Below are 19,620 nucleotides of genomic sequence, written 5' to 3'. Positions count from 1 at the left end.
ATTTACTCCGAATGCCGGATCTTGGGATTGATCAGACCGTAAGCCAGATCGACGATGAGGTTCACGATCATGATGATGGCTGCGATCATGAGCAGACCGCCCTGCACCACCGGGTAGTCACGACGGAAAATACTATCGACCATCCACTTGCCGATGCCTGGCCATGAGAAGATCGTTTCCGTCAAGATCGCACCAGCGAACAAAACCCCGATCTGAAGACCAATCACTGTGATCACTGGAATGAGCGCGTTTCGCAGCGCATGCAAACCGACCACGCGATAGGTGGACAGACCTTTGGCCTTTGCTGTGCGGACGTAATCCTCGTCGAGAACTTCCAGCATCGCTGACCGGGTCTGACGGGCAATCACCGCCAGCGGAATGGTTCCCAGAACAACGGTTGGAAGGATGAGGTGGTTCACAGCGGACCAGAATGCCCCTTCCTGATCGGAGAGCAGTGTGTCGATGAGCATGAACCCAGTGACAGGATCAATCCAGTACATCAGTGAGATACGACCGGAGACAGGCGTCCACTGGAGGATACCGGAGAACAGGATGATGAGCAGCAGACCCCACCAGAAGATCGGCATGGAGTAACCGACCAAAGCGGTGGTCATGACGGTGTGATCAAGGGTCTTGCCGCGACGCACTGCCGCCAAGATGCCCGCCGGGAGCCCCAGAACTGCTGCGAAAATGATCGCGCAGACGGAGAGCTCAACCGTCGCAGGGAACAAGGCCATGAACTCGCTCAGAACCGGCTGCTTGGTGACGATTGACGTGCCCAGATCACCTTGCAGGATGTTCCCAAGATAGGTCAGGTATTGCTGCCAGACCGGCTGGTCATAGCCGAATTGGACCATGAGTTCCTGATAGCGTTCCGGGCTTACGCCCCGTTCACCCGCAAGAAGAAGGATTGGATCACCCGGCAACAAGCGAATGAAAAAGAACGAAGTCAGTGTAACTCCGATGAATGTGGGGAGTAACAGCCCCAGTTTTCTCAGTATGAGACGAAGCATTCTGCTGACACACTTTTTGTCGGTTTGGAACACAACGACCAACAACAATCGTCGTGATACGTGAAAATACAAAAATGTATCCCGGCGAATACTCGCCGGGATACGCAAAGTCCAGCGGAAAATTATTCTACTTCAGGTCAACAGGGTAGAAGTAGTGCCCGCCAAGAGGGTCGATTTTGTAACCAACAACGCGGGTGCTGATTGGCTCAGAAACCAGTGAGTGAGCAATCGTTGCCCAAGGAGCCTGCTCCTTGAATACAACCTGTGCCTCTTCGTAGAGCTTGGTGCGCTCTTCTGCTGAAGAAACGGCTTTCGCCTTCATGATCAACTCGTTGAAGCCTTCATGGCACCACTGAGCACGGTTTGATCCGCCAACACCATCACAGCTCAACAAAACGGAGAGGAAGTTGTCAGGGTCACCGTTGTCACCGGTCCAGCCGAGAAGGATCGCACCGTCACGGTCGATATCGGTTGACCGCTTGAGGTACTCGCCCCACTCGAAGGACACGATCTCCACCTTGACGCCGACCTTGGAGAAGTCTTCCTGAATCAGCTCAGCCATACGGCGTGCGTTCGGGTTGTACGGGCGCTGAACCGGCATGGCCCAGATCTTCATGGAAAGATCCGTTACGCCTTCAGCTTCCAGTATCGCCTTTGCAGCTTCCGGATCGTAGGGATCGTCAACGATTTCATCGTTGTAGCCCCACATGGTAGGTGGCAGTGGGTTCTTTGCTGCCTTACCAGCGCCCTGGAAGACCGCATCAATGATGGCTTCCTTGTTGATGGCCATGTTTAGCGCCTTGCGGACCTTCGGATTGTCGAACGGTGCCATCTGGGTGTTGTAGCCCAGGTAACCGACGTTCAGGCCTTCCTGCTGCATCAGGTTGATGTTTTCATCAGCCTTCATTGCGTCGAGATCAGCTGGATTTGGGTATGCCATCACGTGACATTCGCCGGCCTTGACCTTTTGATAGCGAACGGATGCATCAGGGGTGATTGCGAAAACGAGGTTGTCGATCTTCGCAGGCCCAGCCCAATAGTCCGCATTTGCCTTGTAGCGAATGACAGCGTCCTTCTGGTAGCCAACCATCTGGAAAGGACCTGTACCGACCGGCTTCTGGTCGAATACGTCTTTGTTATCCATCATCTTTTCCGCGTATTCAGCGGAATGGATGGATGCGAAGTCCATTGCAAGGTTCGCGATCATCGGCGCTTCCGGACGCGTCAGCACGAACTTCACGGTGTAGTCATCGACCTTTTCGATGGACTTGATCAGATCCTTCATGGACATGGAGTTGAAGTACTCATAGGTCCCGCCGGATACCATGTGGTACGGATGGTCCTTGTCGTACTGACGCATGAAGGAGAAAATCACATCGTCCGCGTTGAAGTCGCGGGAAGGCGTGAATTCACGTGTGGTGTGGAACTTGACGCCCTCACGCAGCTTGAAGGTGTATTCGAGACCGTCCTCAGACACTTCCCAGCTTTCTGCAAGCGCAGGAATTACTTCCGTGGTGCCATACTTGAACTGCACCAGCTTGTCGTAGACCTGACGGGAGCTGGCATCAAATGTGGTGCCAGACGTGTACAGCGCAGGTGTGAAGCCTTCTGGAGATCCTTCAGAGCAATACACAAGCGTTTTTGCCATGCTTGGATTAGCAAAGGCCAGTGCGGCGACCAACGCGCCCCCCATGAGCAGGCTTTTCTTAAGTTCCATTTTATTCCTCAAGGTATTCAACCGATTGTTACAACAAAGATTTTGCGTGGTTGCTTGTTCCGCAACCTTGGAGCACCCTTCCCCGCCTCAAACGGCGTGCAGGGTGTTGAAGCATTTGCGGCTTATGAGGAAAGAGAAAGAGACACACGTTATCTGGCTTCCTTGACAATCTCGAACTCGCCCGACCGTCTCCTATTCCTCCGGCTAGCCCGAAGGAGAGTGGTTGTTACCCAGAATATCCCTTGGGCCTCATTTTCTTTCCCACAAACCTGCCAAGGGAGTAGAAAATTCCACCCTACGGCATTCAATTAGTCTTTGTACGTAGCATTTTTTACTTTACATGCGCATTTGTGCTACCAGCGCAAAAATAGGGCAGAAGAACTGACCAATGGAGCCATGCAAGCCTAATATTTAGGCATCTGAGCAATGAAAAGCCCTTCCCTTCGGGCCGTTTTGAGGGGATCAATTTTGTGGACAACACACCATCTGCGCAGTTTCCTCATGTGGACTTCAGCTTGCTGACACATTCAGTTTTCGTTTTTTGAGTCGATTGACGATTCGATACTGACCCTTAGGCGCAGTTTGAGAAAAAGCTGACGCTAGGGAGCCCTTTAAGCACCGTTGACAGAAAATCATCGAACCATTGAAATGCGCTCACTCTCCACAACCATAATGCGCCAACAGCCGGGAACTGCATATTTTGCAGTCAGTTGCGCGGCAAAGGCTCTGAATTTGTTGGATTTTCATTGAGTTTTGTCCGGCATCACCCCATTGTCATCGTTCATGGATAAATCGGCAGTGTCTTCCGTCAGAGACTGCTCACAAAAGGGGTGAAAAATGATTGAGGACGTCGAACAGCGCATTATGGATCTTGAAATTCATGTCGCACATCAGGCAGATACCCTTGAGACGCTCAATCAGGTAGTGACATCACAAGCCAAAACGATCGACCGGCTGATGAACTCACTCAATCAAATGAAAGAGCTCGTTACGGATCTGCAGGATCTGGTTGATCAGGCTCCAGCGGACCGCAAACCTCCGCACTACTGACCTCTCTCGGTAGTGCTCTTCCAGATGTAGAACAATGACGCTCAGACCTGCGTGAGGATAAATGAAGCGCACTATTGAAACGATTGAAGGGGACACCACGGGTGTGTCCTACAGCATTCCGGTTTACTCGTTTGCCGGCAAAAACGCGGACGAGGCCCCCTCCGCTTATCTTCAGGCGGGCTTGCATGCAGACGAACTGCCCGGCCCGGCCGCCCTGCACTTCTTTTTGGAAATGCTGAAGGAAGCGGAAGCAGAAAACCGCATCCTCGGAAAAATAACCGTTGTGCCGCATGCAAACCCGATTGGGGCAAACCAGTTCCACTTTGGCAAGATGGAAGGCCGCTTCCATCTTGGGACGCGAGACAACTTCAACCGAGCCCACCCTCACCTTGCTACGCCCGACGCCGCTCTTCTGAATGAAGACGAGAGCGCAATGAGCGCGGACAAGAAGCTGAAATGGCGCCTTGCCAAACTGTCTCTTGGCCATGACATCATCCTGGACCTGCACTGTGACGATGAGAGCTTGAACTACGTTTACATTGCAGAAGAGCTGTGGCCGCAGACGCAGGACCTTGCGAGCTGCCTTGAGGCCGATGCCGTGCTGTTATGGTCTGGCGATGCCGATCAGCCGTTCGAGTCTGCTGTTCTGGCTCCCTACCTAGGCCCGGACTACAAGAATGTGCTCGCAGAAAAGCTGGTGGTCTCAACACTGGAATTGCGTGGCCAACGCGATGTGGACCTGACCACAGCCCACATGGATGCACGCCGTCTGTTCCGCTTTCTTGTGGCACGCGGCGTAATCGAGGCCGATGTGGGCCAAAAGCATCCTGCAGACTACAAGGGCACGGTTGTTCCGCTCATCAACATCGACATGCTGGAAGCGCCAGTACCGGGCGTGATCCTTTATCATGTAGAGCCGGGCTCTGAAGTGGAAGAAGGCCAGCCGCTGGTCACCTTGCTGCAGGAGCCGGGAAACCCTGAAAAGGATGTGACGCTGAACGCGCCACAGGCAGGACTAATCCTAACCCGTAGAAGTCACCGTTACACGCGTTCCGGTGATGCACTATTAAAACTTCTGGGAACAAAACCGAGCAAAACCGGCAAGGGAAGTATTCTGGAAAGCTGAGGGCAAGCCTCATCTGGGACAAGTGTTAGAAAAGGTCTGGTGTGACACATGTTCGCATGGTTTCAGACCTTTTTTAATTAGCGTAAAAGCTGTAAAACTTGTTCCATCGATTTGACAGATATTTCTGCTGTCATCATCATTGGAAGCACCTGCCCATCGACAGGTTGCGATCGTGTGTATGCCTTAACAAGAAAGTGGCCCCATGGCGATTGACCATATACTGGCAGAACATTCGCGCGAAAGCTTGGCTGACAAAGCCTATCGTCTGATTGAAGAGTTGATCGTCAATCTTGACCTTTCGCCTGGAATGGTTCTGACAGAGAGTGATCTTTGTGAACGGACCGAGATTGGTCGTACCCCTGTGCGTGAAGCAATCAAGCGCCTTTCCACTGAAGGGCTGATTGTTATTCGTCCTCGAAAGGGACTGTTTGTTTCTGAAGTTGAACCACATGAGTATGTGCTCATGCTGGAAACACGAAAGCCTCTGGAACAGCTTCTTGTTGCATCAGCGGTAAAGCGTGCAACACCGGCAGAACGTGAAGCGCTGCATGAGTGCGCAGAAGAAATCCTGAAACAGGCCCGTGCAGAAGACGTCAAAGGCTACCTGCGCGCTGACAAGATCTTCGACGAAGTTCTTTGCGCTGTTTCAAGAAACCCCTACACAGCACGCGCCTGCGCCCCGCTGCAGACCATGAGCCGCCGGGCATGGAGCGCCTTCCGCGGCGCAGAAAAGCTCGAAGACTCTGCCATGCTGCACCGGGATGTTGCTGCTGCGCTTGCGGAGAATGATGCGGAGAAGGCTGAAGCGGCAATTGCCGAGCTGATGGACCACCTGACACGCTTTGCTGTTGAACAGGCAGAGCAGCATGAACAGATCGCGCTGGCCCGCTAAGCCTGCGCGATTTTAGATGGGTTCGAGGCGAGCGGTTCTGCCGCTCGCTCCCATCAAGATGGTGTATTGATGCCCCTGCTCGATAGCTACGCGGCGTCCACCATATAGCGTTGTTGCACGCACCCGCATATCCCCATGAGCTGTAGAGACCGTCCAGATACCGCCGTGCTGTTCGTAGAACCGTATGGGCGCGTACAGGATTTCGGAGCGCATTGGCGCCTCAGGCGGGCGCACGATCACGAGAAGATTGGCACGGATGTCGTGCCCCTCCTCATCCTGGTCGATATAGCCGACCGCCCTATGAATTATCTGATAGTCCGCGCTCATCGTCTGTCGGCTGCTCAACATCTCGTGGAATGTGGAAAGCAAACTCCTGAACAAGAACATCCTGAATGATCCCAACACCAAAGCGTGCGTTCACTTTGGCTTTGATCTCTTCTGTGATGTCCTTAAGCTCGGTGCGTTGCAGCTGCGCAAAGTGCTTGTCGGCGCGGCTGTAGATCAGGCGAAACGCCTCATCAACCACGAAGGCATGAGGCGGCACAGCAAGCTTATCCAGCGTATCTGCATCAATGGTGAAGACGAACTGGGCGATGATGTAGCCGTAGATTTGACCATCTTCCAGAACCGGTACGTTGATGGGCTGGGTCTTCTGATAGTCCAGCCCTTCAAGGTGGGCTTCCTTTTGCATCATGGGGTCGTTCTGGGTCTTCCAGAGCGCTGTGGCATAGCCTGCAAACAGTGTAACGCCGCAAATCCAGATACCGGTCAGGAGAACTTTAAACATGTGTTTCTACCACCCACCCGCAGAAGCGTCGTACGTGCCATCTGAATCCATTTCACGAATGGCGCTGGCCAGCTTGCCAGAAAGGTCTTTCACTGAATCAAGCTGCGTAGACAACAGCTTGAGGTTCAATGCGACCCGTTCCTGAAGGTTTTGAAGACGCTCTACAACAGCGGAAGGAAGATCATCCATGGAAATGCTCTCGCCAGCACGTTCCAGCTCCAGCATGACCTTGCTCTTGCGAAACGAAGCTTCTTCCATGTTGTAAGGCTTGTGAGTAGAGATCGCGTCAATCTCTTCTTCAATCACCTGCTCGGCGCGCGCTATAATCGCTTCAAGGCGCGCCAGATCCTGACTGGAGATGTACTGCGGCTCGCCCGTTTGAACCGGGGCGACCTGCTGATGCTGTTCATTTTCTGCGACCAAACTCGTCTGGGTCGTTTCAGACATTAGGCGTCACCTTTTTGTGTTTCAGTCTGGAGGCTTTCAGGAACCAGCTTCTCAGCAAGGCCAATGCCGCCACTGCGCGCCATCTGGGTGGCAAGCTGCTCAGCCATCAAGCCCTTCCACATGTGGCCTGCGGTGCCACTGCCAAAGAAGCTTTCCATTTCGCGAGGAAGCATGGACTTGACGAAGGTTTGCAGAACGGCGGCCTCAAGACGTTCGCCAAGAGATTCCTGCGTACGGTTTGAAATGTTGTGCTGGGCGAAGGAAGTGAGCGTTTCAACAGGTGTGCCGGAACTGGCCAACCCAACTCCGGAGGCCGCTGGCCCCACCTTTTCGGCGCGGCTCATGGCGCTTGCCCAGTCAGCCTGTTCGCCAGCGATGGGCAGATCGGCGGAGACTTTCACCGGCTTTGCCAGTGTCTCACGCGCAGAACTTGCTTCGAGCGGATCAGCCTGCTTGAGCACATCAAGAACAAGGTCACCAACCGGAGAAACAGCCATACCCAAACACCTCAAATCCCAAGAGCACGATTAGTGTGGCAAACACTAACCATCGAGGCTTATCCCGACCTGACCAGATTTTTGAGCACTTGAAGCTCACCGATCTCGGTCAGTGTCTTCTTTTCCTCGTTGCGGTCATGCTTTTGTTTGGCCACGTCACGCTGTTTTTGAGCCATGTTGGTCTTGCGCTTCTCACCAATCAGCTTGTCCGTAAGGGACTTGACCAGAGCTTCTTTGCGGAACTTTTCTTGCGCGGCGGTTTTGAGCTTGCGGTCGATCGACTTGTTTACGACTTCACCTAGAGCCCCCTCTTGCGAGCCCCAATATCCTGTCAGTTCAGCACTTTTCTCTTCAAGCTGTGTGATTTCGCTGTTGGCCACGGCAATCTCATAGCGCAGAGCATCTTCCTGCTGGCGCTGTACTTTCACGATGCGCTGCATGCGCAAAAACCGTTTCTTGTCCATGCCCTACTCCAACATCAACCATGTTCCCAATCCGTTGAAGAACAGGGAAATCATCTCTGAAATCGTGAGATACAAAACGAACACACCTCCGATCACGATCAGCGGCAGACCGACGAAGTACACCGGCATCTGTGGCATCAAGCGGTTGGTCAGGCCAAGCGCGAGGTTGATGATGATGCCGAAGACAAAAAATGGCGCCGTAATGCGCAGCGCCAGAAGCGCGCCGCGTGTCAGACGATCTGCCAGCTGCATCGTGGCCGCATCCGGCATGAAAAGGCCCTGCACCGGAACGGCGGCGTAGGACTCGGCCAACGCCAGGAAAACATCCAGATGAGCCCCGGAAATGAACAACATGGCGGTGGCTGACAGCGTAACGATACCCGCAAGCGGCGGAATTTGCTCGTTATCTTCCGGGAGAGCGGCAGGCATGCTGAAGCTGGAGGCATTGGCCGCAGCGCCCATCAACATCTGCAGCATTGCGAAGAAGGCGCGGCCAAAAATGCCGATGACAATTCCGATCATCAACTCGGACAGGATGATAAGATAGAGAAACGAAGTACTGGCATTTGAGACCACAGGCAGCACGTTGGCCATCATGAGCGGTGCGACCGCCAGACTTGCCGACAGGGCAATGAAAAGACGCACCTGCATGGATACCCGTGGGGAGGCATATCCGGGCATCACCATGAGACACCCGCCTAACCTGCAAAAAATAACGAAAGCCGATAGGAGAAGATCAGGCATCTCCGTCAGATTCACGATACGGTCCCCAAGGTCTCCACTTCGATGCCACGCGCCACTTCCATATGCGACAGGATCGGCAATGCCGGGAACATGCGTTCTGTAATCATGCGCACGTATTGGCGCGCTTCAGGCGACACAACAATTGCAAACCGGTGGCCTTGAGCAATTCTCTGACGGATCGCCTCGGAGACATCCTTGGCAAAGTCCTCCACCTGCTTGGGCTCCATGTCGAACTCGATGGCCTCACCGCTGGCATCGCGGCGCAGCGCCTGATGGAAAGCAAGGTCCCAGCGATTGCCAAGGCGAAGCACCTTCAGATGCCCATCGTCGGCAATATCACCGCAGATCTGGGTCGCCATGCGCACACGTACGTGATCAGCAATCTGTTCAGGACGGCGGGCATGCGGCGCAATTTCCGCAATCGCTTCAAGAATGAGCGACAGATTTCGGATCGAGATGCGCTCCGCGAGCAGCAGTTTCAAGACGGCCTGTAGACCTGAATAGCTCACGTGCTGCGGAACGATATCGTCTACCAACCGTTTGTAGGCGGGGTCGAGACGGTCGATGAGTGCGCGCATATCCTTGTAGGAGAGAAGCTGAGACAGGTTGTTTCGGATGACCTCTGACAGGTGTGTCAGAACCACGGAGAGGTTGTCGACCGTTGTGTAACCGGACCGCTTCACCTCGTGCTCGAACGCTTTTGGCACCCACATGGCGCGCATCCCGAACGCGGGTTCGCGTGTTTCCGTGCCCGGCAGAGCAGGAAGGTCCCGATCACCACCGATGACAAGAAGCTCACCCACCTTGATGTCCTGAGCCGCGACCATGGTCCCATGAATGCGGAACTCATAGCTCTTCGGCTCCAGATCAATGTTGTCAGTGAGCTTGATCTCGGGCACCACGAAACCGTACTGCTCGGCAAATTTCTTGCGCATTTTGTTGATGCGGGACCCGATCTCCGGCTTTGCGGCCAGAAGACGCGCGGTGAGCTGCTTGCCGAGGCGTACTTCGATTTCCGCCAGCTCCAAGCTATCCTTTACAGATTCCCGCTTTGCTTCCGCCTCGCGCTGAGCCACGGCCTGCTGTGCGGCAAGTACCTTTTGTCTTTCCGCCTCAAGCTTTCTTGGAATGCTGTAAGCGGCAAAGGCCAGAACACCAGCCAGGAAGGTGAACGGGAGGAACGGAAGCCCCGGCAGCAGACCCATAAGCAGCATGAGCATGGCTGCCACGCCAAGTGCACGTGGATAGCCACCAAGCTGGCCCATGACTGCCTGCTCGGCAGAGCCTTTGGTCCCGCCCTTGGACACAAGGAGACCAGCTGCAAGAGACACAATCAGAGCCGGAATCTGAGAGACCAGACCGTCGCCCACAGAGAGCTTGGTGAAGACGTCAGCGGCTTCGGCCAATTCCATGTTGTAGCGGGTCACACCAATGATGATCCCGCCAAGGATGTTCACCGCCGTGATGATAAGGCCTGCGACCGCATCGCCGCGCACGAACTTGGATGCACCGTCCATGGCGCCAAAGAACGAGCTTTCTTCTTCAAGCTCGTGGCGGCGGCGCTGTGCTTCCTTGTCATCGATCATGCCTGCGGACAGGTCCGCATCAATGGCCATCTGCTTGCCGGGGATCGCATCCAACGTAAAGCGGGCTCCGACTTCCGCGATACGGGTCGCACCCTTGGTGATAACGAGGAAATTGATGGTTACCAAAATTGCGAAGACAATCAGACCGATGACGAAGTCACCGCTCATCACGAATTTCGAGAAGCCGTGAATCACATAGCCTGCCGCAAGTGGCCCTTCATGGCCCTCGGCCAAGATGACGCGGGTTGTCGCAATGTTCAGCGCCAACCGCAGCATCGTGGCAATCAGAAGAATTGTCGGAAACGAAGAAAACTCAAGCGGCCGCTGAATCCAAAGCGCCACCATCAGAATAAGTACCGAGAATGCAACGGAAATTGCGAGCCCCATGTCAATCATGAAGGTTGGCATGGGAAGGAACAGAACAGACAGGATGAAGATTATGCCGACCGCAAACCCAAGGTCACGGCGGCTGGATCCTGCTGCTTGCACTGCGTCGCTCATTATTTATTTCACCCGAAATCGACAAGGACTGGTCCAACGTAATCTGGACCATGCCGAGCGAAACTTGTGCGAGCGTGGAAGCACGACGGATTGTCTTGGAGAACCTTCGGCTTAGAAGCCGTTTTCGATGCGTCCGTAGAGCATTTCTGTCAACGCAAAGATCTGCGCCCCAATGAAGGGACCAGTGACGGCGACCATGATCAAAATCGCAACAATCTTGGGAATGAACGTCAGGGTCATTTCCTGAATCTGCGTCAATGCCTGAAACAACGCGATTACAAGACCGACAGCCATGGCAACGCCTACGGCCGGACCGGTGGCAACCAGCACAGTCCAGACCGCGTTGCGCATTATATCGAGAGCGTCAGCTTCGTTCATTCCACTGCCTTATGGAGCCCCGAGGCTCAAGCATGTATTGGAAGAGGGCCATCCGGCCCTAGCTTTCCGTTGGTTTGGAGATGGTTACACCAGGCTGAACCAAAACGGCCGTTCCACCTTCCAGAATGGCTACGTTCCCCTCAGAGGTCACCTGAACAGATTCAACAATGCCTGAGACCTTGCCATCGTTTGTTGTCACCGTCATGCCGATGAGGCCTGAAGCCTGATCAATGGAGCTCTGCTTCAGCATGGACTCCAAGTTCTGGTTCATCAATGTGGACTGCTCCACGGCAGAGAACTGTGCCATTTGGCCCATGTACTCGGCGGTGTCCATTGGCTCGGTTGGATCCTGGTTCTTCAAGGATTCCATGAAGAGCTTCAAGAAGGCCTGATAGTCCAGATAGGCATCTTCCCGGTCCATCTGTGCTGTCGTTTGTGCCGTCGCTTGGGCGGCTTGGCTCTGAGTACCGGTAACGCTTGAAACGGTCATCTATTTGCTCCTGATCAAGCAGCGCGGCTGCTTACTTGCTCAATGGACGGCATCTCTGGCGTCACATCGGACTTGGAAAGCACTTCCGCTTCAACTGGGAAGAGCTTTCGAAGGGTTTTCAAGGCATCAAAATAACGACGCCGCTGAACGAGGTCCTCGATCTTGTCCAAGCCCTCATGAATGTCCAGATTGGCCACCGCCACACGCAGCGCAGAGAGCATCTCCTCGAACAGGTTGATCACCTGCCCCTCACTTGAGGGGTCAATCAGCGCATTTTGAACGACGAAATACATCTGGCGCAGTGGCGTGGTGGTGTCTTCCGGCTGCAATACGTGATTTTCAAGAAGGAACGTAGCGTCGTTCAACAGGTTGATTGTGGTCTTCTGGTCAAAACTCAATACAGCGCCGTTGATGAAGACTTTTTCACCAGCCCGAAGATGAATGCGCATGTAGCCCCTCCCCTTAGTTCAAGCCGTCACGAATTGTTTCGTTGATCTGAATGAGCGAAGCGAAGTCTTCGCTCTCGCCTGCGCGGATCTTGTCGGCCTGCTTGATGCAGAAAATGCCAATCGAGATCAGCTCCGCGCGCAGATCCGTAGGCAGTGCATTATCGTCGCTGCCCAAGTCGTCAATCAGAAAGGACCAGAGCTGACGGATTGTGGTGAGAGCCTTGTAGGACTCATCAGAAGTAGGCCCATTATCGCGCGCTTCTTCCAACTGCTTGATGGCAAGAGTGAAGACTTCGCGCTCCTGGGAGCGCTTGTCGACCGCCGAGTCCTCTAAGGTTTCCGCGTAGGACATCTGGTACATGACAACACCTATTCTATCTTTTTAATTCAACCGCTTAGCGGAGAAAGTTCAACAGGCTCAGATTATTGAGCCGCGCAGTGATCGCGTAGTTTGTCTCGAGCTGATCCTGGGTATCCCGCAGGCGAACTGCGACCTCATTCGGATCAACATTCTCAATGTCGTTGATGCGAATGTTGAGCGTCGTCATACGCGTCTCCAAGCTCTTCTCAGCGAGCTCAAGACGCTGCTGTCTCGCGCCGATCTTGGTCTGGATGAAGTTCACTCCGTCAATACCTGTGGTAATGGCTGCTACGGAGTTCTCGATAACAACAGCTTCGACCTCTGGCGATAGATCTGCGGTACCAATGAGACCCACCATCGCATATGCCTTTGCCAGTTCCTTGAAGGCCTGATCGTTGGCTGAGAGCGTCGTCTCAATATCTACGCCGGTCTCTATGTTTGCGCTCATCACGCCATCTGTCGCGCCGGACCAGTTTGCTGTCCAGTTTGCCGCAGAAAACTCGTTGGTGGCACTCGCCTCATCATTGAAAACATCATCCAGAAAGATCTGCATGTCTGCTTCAGTGATATTGGAGGTCTGCGCACCATCGGTGATTGGGAAACCAAAGTGAGTATTGAAGGCAGCTTCAATTGACGCCTTTGCTGCATCCTCGAACTCTTGCATCGGTCCGGAGCTGACATTCTCGCCACCAAACAAGTAAACGCCGCCAGCACTGGAGTTCATAACGGAGGTCAGCGAACTCATTTCTGTATTTGCCAGTTGCGAGAGGGTGATGATTGCCCCTCCGGTATCGCGCACACCGATCATTTGGGAACGGAATGCTTCGGCATTGTTGCGGATGGTGTCCACTGCTTGATAGGAAACATCAAGCTTCATCTCCGTCTGACTGTTGGACAGATCGAGACGCTCAGCGTAGTAAAAATCGTTCTTCAGCGATGCGGCTGTACCTGCCTGCGCGCCAACAGAAAGAGCCATGTCGGCATGCTTTCCTGTTGCGTTTTCAATGTTCAGGCGGTTGAGATCGTTGTTCTCATCCTGGATGTACTTGATCATCCGGGAAGACATGGTCAGGCTTGAAACGTTGTAGAGAGTCATTGTTACCTCACCGTAGCCAGAAGTTCTTTGAACATTTCATCAATGGTGTTGAGGAGAGAGGCAGATGCCGAGTAGGCATTCTCGATCTCCAACATGCGCTGCATTTCCGTGTCCAGATTGACACCGGTCGTGTTTGAAAGGGTGTCGACCGAGGAGTTGAAAGCGGCAGAGTCAACCAGAGCGATATCAGTTGAGCGCTGACGCTCTGCTGAATACCAACTTGTCGAGTTTGTTGAGAAGGTCAGAAGGCTCGAGTTCGGGTTGACGCCACTGGCAGGATCGAACGTGCGTCCCGCGGTCATGCCGTCGACCGTGTCGTTCAGCCGCTGCGCGAAACCATCCGTCCCCGCAGTGTTGTAAACGTAGTTGGCACCGTTGATGCCACCGTTACGGAAAACGTCCAAATCACCGCCCTGAGCAGGATCTACCGCAGCATTGACCGAGATATTGGCAGCAAGGCCCGGAACATCAGTGGCAGTTGGCATGCCCGGCCCGCCTGGCCAATCGAACAAGCCTGTCTGATCGGCGCCGCCACCTACCTGATCAACTTCTTTAAAGATGTCGATCAGTGCATTGGCGGTTTCATCCAACTGGGTCTGAAGGGTATTTGCCGTCACGTCGCGCAGCTGAGCGTAACCGGCCAATTTGCCGCCAGATATCGGCTTGGTAGCATTTGGACCTGCAACCGCAATTCCGTCCACATAGACATCGTTGCCGGTTACATTTGCATCATAAGCTGCAGTTGGCGCGAAAGTGACTTCGCGCGGAGACGTCTCAAACAGGGTAATGCCGCTATCGGTATAGAGCGCAATATCGTTGTTGTCGCGGTAAACAATCTCGATGCCGATTTCTTGAGACAGTGCAAGGAGTTGTTGATCACGCTGATCCAACAGCGCGTTCACATCATCGCCGCTCGCAGTTCCTTTTACGATCTTGGTATTGACCTTCTCGAGGTCCGCCAAGAGCGTATTGATGTTCTCAACCGATGCCTCCATCGACGCATCGGCTTCAGTACGCAGGTTTTGCACGCTCCGAGAGGCATTCCGCAGATTGGTTACCAGCTCATTGCTGGTATTTACAACGGTCTGCCCGAGCACAAGGTTGGTCGGATCGTTAGCATAGGCACGCAAATCAGACTCCAACGAACCAAGGTTCGAGGAGATGCCGCCTGAGAACGGATCACTAGTGGTCGTTCCCAGGCGGTCAAGTAGGGTCGCATAAGTCTCGGTGGCCGTCGCAGTACTGCCGTTTCCTATGACAGCTTCCAATGCCGTGCGGTTTGCAGCCCGCTGGGCATTGGAGACGTAGATACTGTTATTGCTATCTGTAACAATGGTGCTTACAACCGCCGTCTGGCGGCTGTAGCTACGATTGTTCACGTTCGCAATGTTTTGCGTGTTGATAGCGATTTCAGCGGAACGCGCCTGTAAGGACGCTTGAGCTGTCAGCAGTGCTGATGTCAGAGACATAGTTCAACGAACCCTTAACGCAGATTTACTAGTTCCTGAAGAACTTCAGAGCTGGTGGTGAAGACCTTGGAGTTTGCACTGTAGGTACGCTGTGCCTGGATCATCTCAGTCAGCTCGGTTGCAAGGTCGACGTTAGATCCCTCAAGCGCGCCGGAGAGCATCTCACCGAAGCCCGCATCACCGGGCAGGCCAATACGCAGCTCACCGGAAGCGTTCGTTACGGAGTAAACATTGCCGCTTTGTGCCGTCAGCATGTCCGGGCTCGGCACATCACCAAGCGGGATCTTGTAGATTGCGATTTCATCGCCGTTGCCGAAGATCGCGTTCAGCGTACCGTCCTGATCAATGCGGATCTTTTCGACGGAAGATGGCGCGTTGCCGTTTACATCCACACCGAGTACAGAGAAGTCATCTGTTGCAAGATGCTTGGTTCCGCTCGCGTCCATCGTGATGGCCTGCGTTGGCGCACCGGTGGTGAGGTTGTCAATATTGATATCGAAAGCACCACCTGCAGTAACCGCACCGGTCGTCGGGTCAAAATCCATAACCGCGGTTGCCGGGTTCAGCGCCACGTTATAGCCAGCGCTGCCAGAAGTCGCTGTGACACTCCACTGGTTAGCGCCAGTTTTCTCGTAGGTGAAATCGACCTTTACCTCGTTGCCAAGGTAGTCGTAGGTAACAATGGATGTGGTTTCGGTGTCACCAACTGCCGCGCCAGATGGCAGCCCGGTGTTGAGCAAACCTGTATCAGACGGAACAGCCTGCATTTCCATATTGGCAACATTCACGGTCTCAAGGCCTGCAGTGCTGTTGGCCGCTGAGTTGATGTTGCCATTGATGTCAATCGGATAACCCTGAAGGTAGTAACCTGCGGTGTTCACCAGATCGCCGTTTGCGTCGATCACAAATGAGCCCGCGCGGGTCAGATAAGGCGTACCAGAGCTGTCGTTCACGATGAAGAAACCGCTACCGGTCACAGCCAAGTCGGTTCCACTGGTCGTGAAGTTGTACCCCCCCTCCTGGGAGATAGACTGAGTAACCGAAGTGCGCACTGAACCGGAGTTATGGCCAGAGCCGCTTCCGCCAATCACCATTGAGGAGAACTGGGTCGCGACACCCTTGTAGCCAACCGTATTCACGTTCGCGACGTTATCAGCAACGGTAGACAGTTTGTTTGCCTGAGCGTTCATCCCGGAAACGCTCGTGTTCATGATACCGTAGATACTCATCTATCTATCGCTCCTAAAGACCGCAGGGACCCTTGATGTTCCCTAAGTTAACTGTTGTAAACTTGCCCGAGCCTGACTGGTAAAACCTCGCCCAGAACGGAAAAGTTGTAGTGTCTCACTTGCAAAACTGCCGAGCGTTGGAAGTCCACTTCCCGAACCCGCTTGCCACCATGTTGGCAATCACCCGGCAGATGTATCGTTTTTGGGCAGGATTGTTGTTTGGACCGGCGTGATACCTGGCCACAGCCATGGTCCAAGTCCCTTCCCTGCGTTTCAATTCACTGAGAAAACGCGCCGCATAGGTGACGTTTTCCCTTGGGACCAACATCTCACGCACGGAAGCGAATTTTTCTCCGTGGTAGTGAATGTTGATCTGCATGCACCCGACATCGATTAGCTTTTTGCCGCGAGCTTGTGCTCGGCGGATTTCCCGAACCGCATCAGATGCGTTCGGAGCAAAATGGGAGTCCCCCTCAATGTTCAGAGCAAACGGATGCAAGGATCCGCGCCGCCCTGTTTCAGTAAGCCCAACGGAGTACAAAATGCCCAGCGGCACGTCGTAGAGCGCAGAAGCACGTTCCAGCTCACGCTCGCAAAGCCGAACTCCTGTTTTTGACCCCGATGCAGCCAGAACCACGCTAGAGGTAAATGCCGTCGCGCAAATCACGAGCATCAACGCCAGTACGCGTTTCACCGCCCATGCCCTCCTGGTAGCTCTGATCACGTCCATTGTGTTGGCGCTGCTCGTCACCACGGCTTTCACCGCCCTGACGCCCCTCACCAGCCTTGTCGCCTGACGCGCCACGATCGCCCTGACCAGAGAACTGCTGCTTCAACTGGTCTGAGCCATCGTTGCGATGGTTGATGGTGATGTTGGTGCTGTCCGTGCGATAGCCGGCATCACGCAGCACCTTGGTTAGTGCCAGCGCATCACGCTGGAGCATGTCCGCAGCGTCCTTGCTGCTCGCAGTCATCGTGATTTCGAGTTCATTCCCAACCAGCTGCATGGACACTTTTACCGTACCCAGATTGTCTGGGCGCAGCTGGATCTCCAAAGTCTTGACCGGATTGCCGTTTTTCACGTTTTGAGCAGTTTGCGAAAGCTCACGAGCGAGCTTGGCCGGATCACCCAGACCATTGTCGGGACCAAGTAGTGCATTGGCTACCTGGCGGGTCGGCCCTTTAAGGTCAGCAGCTGGCATGAAATGCGTTTCAGCTTTCAAGACCTTTACGTCACCCGCCTCTTTTGGAAGCTCGCCCTCAGCGCCCGACTTGGCCGCGACCAGATCAACGGTCACCTTCTCTGAAGCATTCGATGGCATCAGCTTGCCATCAGCAGACTGTTCAGCGACAGCGACTTTGGCAGCTGAGGCATCAGTGCCCAAAGACGCGGCAGCCGCTTTTCCTGCCTCTTTTCCTGCTGTTGCTGTGGCCGCAGCAAGATCAACGGTCTTACCTCTTTCGCCAGAGGCTTGAGCTGGGACAGCAACTGCAGCTGCAGATGTGGCAGCCGATGAAGGCACTTGAGCCTGCGCACTCGTTTGTGATGAAACCGCGGCCAAAGCCACTGCCAATCCTTGGCCTGCGCTTCCAACCTCTGAGGAGACTGCGCCTGCGGCTTCACCGTCTTGGCCAGCGCCTGGGGTAACTTCAAGTTGCGTTTCAGAAGGCAGTTCTGCGTCTTTAGCTTTTGCAGAGCCGCCGCTGCCAGTCGCAGCCAAAAGGTCTTTTAGGGCTTTTTCGGCATTCTCAAGCGTATCACCCTCACTTGCCCCTAAAAGCTTTGCTTCCAGCCCCTTTCCCTCTTCCGAGGCTTGACCTTGTGTTTGCGCAGCTCCCTTTTTGCTGCCCTCCACTTTGGCCAGCAGGCTGTGCAAAGCTGTTTCAGTGCCATCAGGTGCAACACCGGCCTTTGCCGATGCTTTTGGTGTTTGCTGGGCAATTTCGCCCTTCACCAAGCTTGCAGGGAGCTTCTGCTCCTTGCCTTTTCCGAGCTGCTCGAAAACAGCATTGAACTCACCGCTACGGCCCTGTGCATCGGCTTTCTCGCCGAGGGCGTTCTTTGCGGCTTTGTTTTCTCCACCCATACCGGGGGTCATAAGGACTTGTGCGTTACTCAAAATTCTGCGTCCTTCAGTGTGGTGTTCGCACTGTCCAGGGAGGCTTGAGCCTGAGCGAGAACGCTCATATCCACGCCGTTCCGCTTCAAAACGGCCTGAGACAAGTGCGGTGCAAACATCGATGCATGTTCGATCTGAGGGGTTGGCCAATCGCGGATGGAGTTCGCAACACGCGTTGCCGCGTCAGCCAGAACCTGGTTTTCCGGAGAGAGCGACCAATAGTCGAGCTGACCAATGCCGTTCAGCGCATCGCGCCAATCCTCTGTTGAGGCAAGGGAGGCGGCGATGAACAGATCTGCCTTGAGATGCTCTTCTTCTGAAGTGCTCTCCATGTCCTTGATGACTTTGCCCGCCTTGGAGGCAAACTCAGTATTGCCGCTCACCAACGATGCACGAGACAGCGTCAAAAGCACATGCCGACGAGAATCCTCATCAAAGTCCGCAAGGAGTTGGAACACTTTCTCCCAGTCGCTTTCACGCTGCAGGTAGTAAGGCGTGCTCATGGTCGCGGCCATCTTGTCCCTGAAGTCAGGGGCAAAAACCGAGTCCGGGTACTGAAAGAGGTAGCGCTGCGCGAGGCGCTCGAACTTGTCGTGATTGCCAAGGCGCGCAGCCAGAGGTACCTGACGACGAAGCGCACTTTCCTCGACCAATGTGCCCGGCATCAAAAGGCGTGCCAAATCAAACCGTTTGTTAGCCTCTTCAGGCTTGTTTGCGCTCAGCAGAATACCCTGCGCAAGCGCTACCTGTCCCGCCAATCCGGAAGGCAGACGGTGAACATCCACCTTCAACAATAGATTTTTGGCGGCCTGACGGTTGCCTTGAGAATAAGCCATCGCGCCAGCAAACAGGTTCTGGTCCGTATTGAACACAATGCCTTGACTGGCCAACTGCTGAAAGACGGAGCCTGAACCACCGCTCAGCATGAACGCCACAGCTGCGTTTGCCTGTTTCGGGATTTCCCAAACCTGCGGATCAACCGTCAAAAACCGGCGCCCCAGAACAAGAAGCGAAGGCTGAAGAAGGTCATAGGCCTCAAGATTGCCACGGATGATCTCATCCTGAAGGATCTGCATTTCCAGAACCATCAGATCCGGATCGGCACTGACAGATACCTGTGCCGTAGCCGGGTTGGTACCAACCCCGGCACCAACCAAGCTTAGAGCGACAAACGCGGCACGAAGATGTTTTCCAGCCCGCATCC

The 19,620-nt window shown here is 54.2% G+C and carries 22 protein-coding genes; 3 read left to right on the top strand and 19 right to left on the bottom strand.

What is annotated here, in order from left to right:
• Positions 1 to 2: 2 nt before the first annotated feature.
• Together Q3Y58_RS08955 and Q3Y58_RS08950 are read right to left on the bottom strand one after the other, a co-directional pair.
• Positions 3 to 1,013, bottom strand: coding sequence for an ABC transporter permease subunit (locus Q3Y58_RS08955; RefSeq protein ID WP_319621981.1), 1,011 nt, complete (start codon positions 1,011 to 1,013; stop codon positions 3 to 5).
• 127 nt (positions 1,014 to 1,140) lie between these two features.
• On the bottom strand, positions 1,141 to 2,730 hold the full coding sequence (locus Q3Y58_RS08950) for an ABC transporter substrate-binding protein (protein ID WP_319621980.1): 1,590 nt from the start codon (positions 2,728 to 2,730) through the stop codon (positions 1,141 to 1,143).
• 837 nt (positions 2,731 to 3,567) lie between these two features.
• Between Q3Y58_RS08950 and Q3Y58_RS08945 the strand changes: the two genes are divergently transcribed.
• From Q3Y58_RS08945 to Q3Y58_RS08935, 3 genes are all read left to right on the top strand, one after another.
• A complete protein-coding gene (locus tag Q3Y58_RS08945) occupies positions 3,568 to 3,780 on the top strand; it encodes a SlyX family protein (protein ID WP_274217081.1) in 213 nt (70 codons plus the stop codon).
• A gap of 61 nt (positions 3,781 to 3,841) precedes the next feature.
• Positions 3,842 to 4,906: a succinylglutamate desuccinylase/aspartoacylase domain-containing protein gene (locus tag Q3Y58_RS08940; RefSeq protein ID WP_319621977.1), complete on the top strand. Its 1,065-nt coding sequence runs from the start codon at positions 3,842 to 3,844 to the stop codon at positions 4,904 to 4,906.
• A 202-nt stretch (positions 4,907 to 5,108) separates the two neighbouring features.
• Entirely contained in the window at positions 5,109 to 5,798 is a 690-nt protein-coding gene (locus tag Q3Y58_RS08935) for a GntR family transcriptional regulator (RefSeq protein ID WP_274217083.1), read from the top strand.
• Positions 5,799 to 5,810: 12 nt separating this feature from the next.
• Here Q3Y58_RS08935 and Q3Y58_RS08930 read toward each other — a convergent pair whose 3' ends face one another.
• The 17 genes from Q3Y58_RS08930 to Q3Y58_RS08850 form a co-directional block, all read right to left on the bottom strand.
• The gene (locus tag Q3Y58_RS08930; protein ID WP_274217084.1) at positions 5,811 to 6,125 is read right to left on the bottom strand and encodes a hypothetical protein; all 315 of its coding nucleotides are present in this window, start codon (positions 6,123 to 6,125) and stop codon (positions 5,811 to 5,813) included.
• Positions 6,097 to 6,585, bottom strand: coding sequence for a hypothetical protein (locus tag Q3Y58_RS08925; RefSeq protein WP_274217085.1), 489 nt, complete (start codon positions 6,583 to 6,585; stop codon positions 6,097 to 6,099). The genes Q3Y58_RS08930 and Q3Y58_RS08925 overlap by 29 nt, the downstream gene beginning before the upstream one ends.
• 6 nt (positions 6,586 to 6,591) lie before the next feature.
• Positions 6,592 to 7,032, bottom strand: a complete 441-nt coding sequence (locus tag Q3Y58_RS08920) for a hypothetical protein (RefSeq protein ID WP_319621976.1) — start codon at positions 7,030 to 7,032, stop codon at positions 6,592 to 6,594.
• A complete protein-coding gene (locus Q3Y58_RS08915) occupies positions 7,032 to 7,529 on the bottom strand; it encodes a rod-binding protein (RefSeq protein ID WP_274217087.1) in 498 nt (165 codons plus the stop codon). Before Q3Y58_RS08915 ends, Q3Y58_RS08920 begins: the two co-directional genes overlap by 1 nt.
• A gap of 59 nt (positions 7,530 to 7,588) precedes the next feature.
• A complete protein-coding gene (locus Q3Y58_RS08910) occupies positions 7,589 to 7,993 on the bottom strand; it encodes a hypothetical protein (RefSeq protein WP_274217088.1) in 405 nt (134 codons plus the stop codon).
• A 3-nt stretch (positions 7,994 to 7,996) separates the two neighbouring features.
• On the bottom strand, positions 7,997 to 8,737 hold the full coding sequence (locus tag Q3Y58_RS08905; protein WP_319622121.1) for a flagellar biosynthetic protein FliR: 741 nt from the start codon (positions 8,735 to 8,737) through the stop codon (positions 7,997 to 7,999).
• An 11-nt stretch (positions 8,738 to 8,748) separates the two neighbouring features.
• On the bottom strand, positions 8,749 to 10,824 hold the full coding sequence (gene flhA, locus Q3Y58_RS08900) for a flagellar biosynthesis protein FlhA (protein WP_319621975.1): 2,076 nt from the start codon (positions 10,822 to 10,824) through the stop codon (positions 8,749 to 8,751).
• 111 nt (positions 10,825 to 10,935) lie between these two features.
• Positions 10,936 to 11,202: a flagellar biosynthesis protein FliQ gene (gene fliQ / locus Q3Y58_RS08895; RefSeq protein WP_274217090.1), complete on the bottom strand. Its 267-nt coding sequence runs from the start codon at positions 11,200 to 11,202 to the stop codon at positions 10,936 to 10,938.
• A gap of 58 nt (positions 11,203 to 11,260) precedes the next feature.
• Positions 11,261 to 11,692, bottom strand: coding sequence for a flagellar hook assembly protein FlgD (gene flgD, locus Q3Y58_RS08890; protein WP_319621973.1), 432 nt, complete (start codon positions 11,690 to 11,692; stop codon positions 11,261 to 11,263).
• Between the two features lie 14 nt (positions 11,693 to 11,706).
• Positions 11,707 to 12,141, bottom strand: coding sequence for a flagellar biosynthesis repressor FlbT (gene flbT / locus Q3Y58_RS08885; RefSeq protein WP_274217092.1), 435 nt, complete (start codon positions 12,139 to 12,141; stop codon positions 11,707 to 11,709).
• Positions 12,142 to 12,154: 13 nt separating this feature from the next.
• Entirely contained in the window at positions 12,155 to 12,502 is a 348-nt protein-coding gene (gene flaF / locus Q3Y58_RS08880) for a flagellar biosynthesis regulator FlaF (protein ID WP_274217094.1), read from the bottom strand.
• Between the two features lie 34 nt (positions 12,503 to 12,536).
• Entirely contained in the window at positions 12,537 to 13,598 is a 1,062-nt protein-coding gene (locus tag Q3Y58_RS08875) for a flagellar hook-associated family protein (RefSeq protein ID WP_274217096.1), read from the bottom strand.
• Positions 13,599 to 13,600: 2 nt separating this feature from the next.
• On the bottom strand, positions 13,601 to 15,067 hold the full coding sequence (flgK, locus tag Q3Y58_RS08870; protein WP_274217097.1) for a flagellar hook-associated protein FlgK: 1,467 nt from the start codon (positions 15,065 to 15,067) through the stop codon (positions 13,601 to 13,603).
• A 14-nt stretch (positions 15,068 to 15,081) separates the two neighbouring features.
• Complete coding sequence (locus tag Q3Y58_RS08865; protein WP_274217098.1) at positions 15,082 to 16,296, bottom strand: flagellar hook protein FlgE; 1,215 nt, start codon at positions 16,294 to 16,296, stop codon at positions 15,082 to 15,084.
• A gap of 115 nt (positions 16,297 to 16,411) precedes the next feature.
• Positions 16,412 to 16,969 carry a transglycosylase SLT domain-containing protein gene (locus Q3Y58_RS08860; RefSeq protein ID WP_274217423.1) on the bottom strand — a complete coding sequence of 186 codons (558 nt, stop codon included), beginning with the start codon at positions 16,967 to 16,969 and terminating at the stop codon, positions 16,412 to 16,414.
• On the bottom strand, positions 16,935 to 18,416 hold the full coding sequence (locus Q3Y58_RS08855; protein WP_319621972.1) for a flagellar hook-length control protein FliK: 1,482 nt from the start codon (positions 18,414 to 18,416) through the stop codon (positions 16,935 to 16,937). The genes Q3Y58_RS08860 and Q3Y58_RS08855 overlap by 35 nt, the downstream gene beginning before the upstream one ends.
• The gene (locus tag Q3Y58_RS08850) at positions 18,413 to 19,618 is read right to left on the bottom strand and encodes a hypothetical protein (RefSeq protein WP_319621971.1); all 1,206 of its coding nucleotides are present in this window, start codon (positions 19,616 to 19,618) and stop codon (positions 18,413 to 18,415) included. The genes Q3Y58_RS08855 and Q3Y58_RS08850 overlap by 4 nt, the downstream gene beginning before the upstream one ends.
• Between the last annotated feature and the right edge of the window lie 2 nt (positions 19,619 to 19,620).

The organism is Nesiotobacter zosterae (genome assembly GCF_033843645.1).
GTDB lineage: Bacteria > Pseudomonadota > Alphaproteobacteria > Rhizobiales > Stappiaceae > Pseudovibrio > Pseudovibrio zosterae.
The sequence above is the reverse complement of the archived record's forward strand: the minus strand, read 5'-3'. Positions and strand labels throughout refer to the sequence as shown.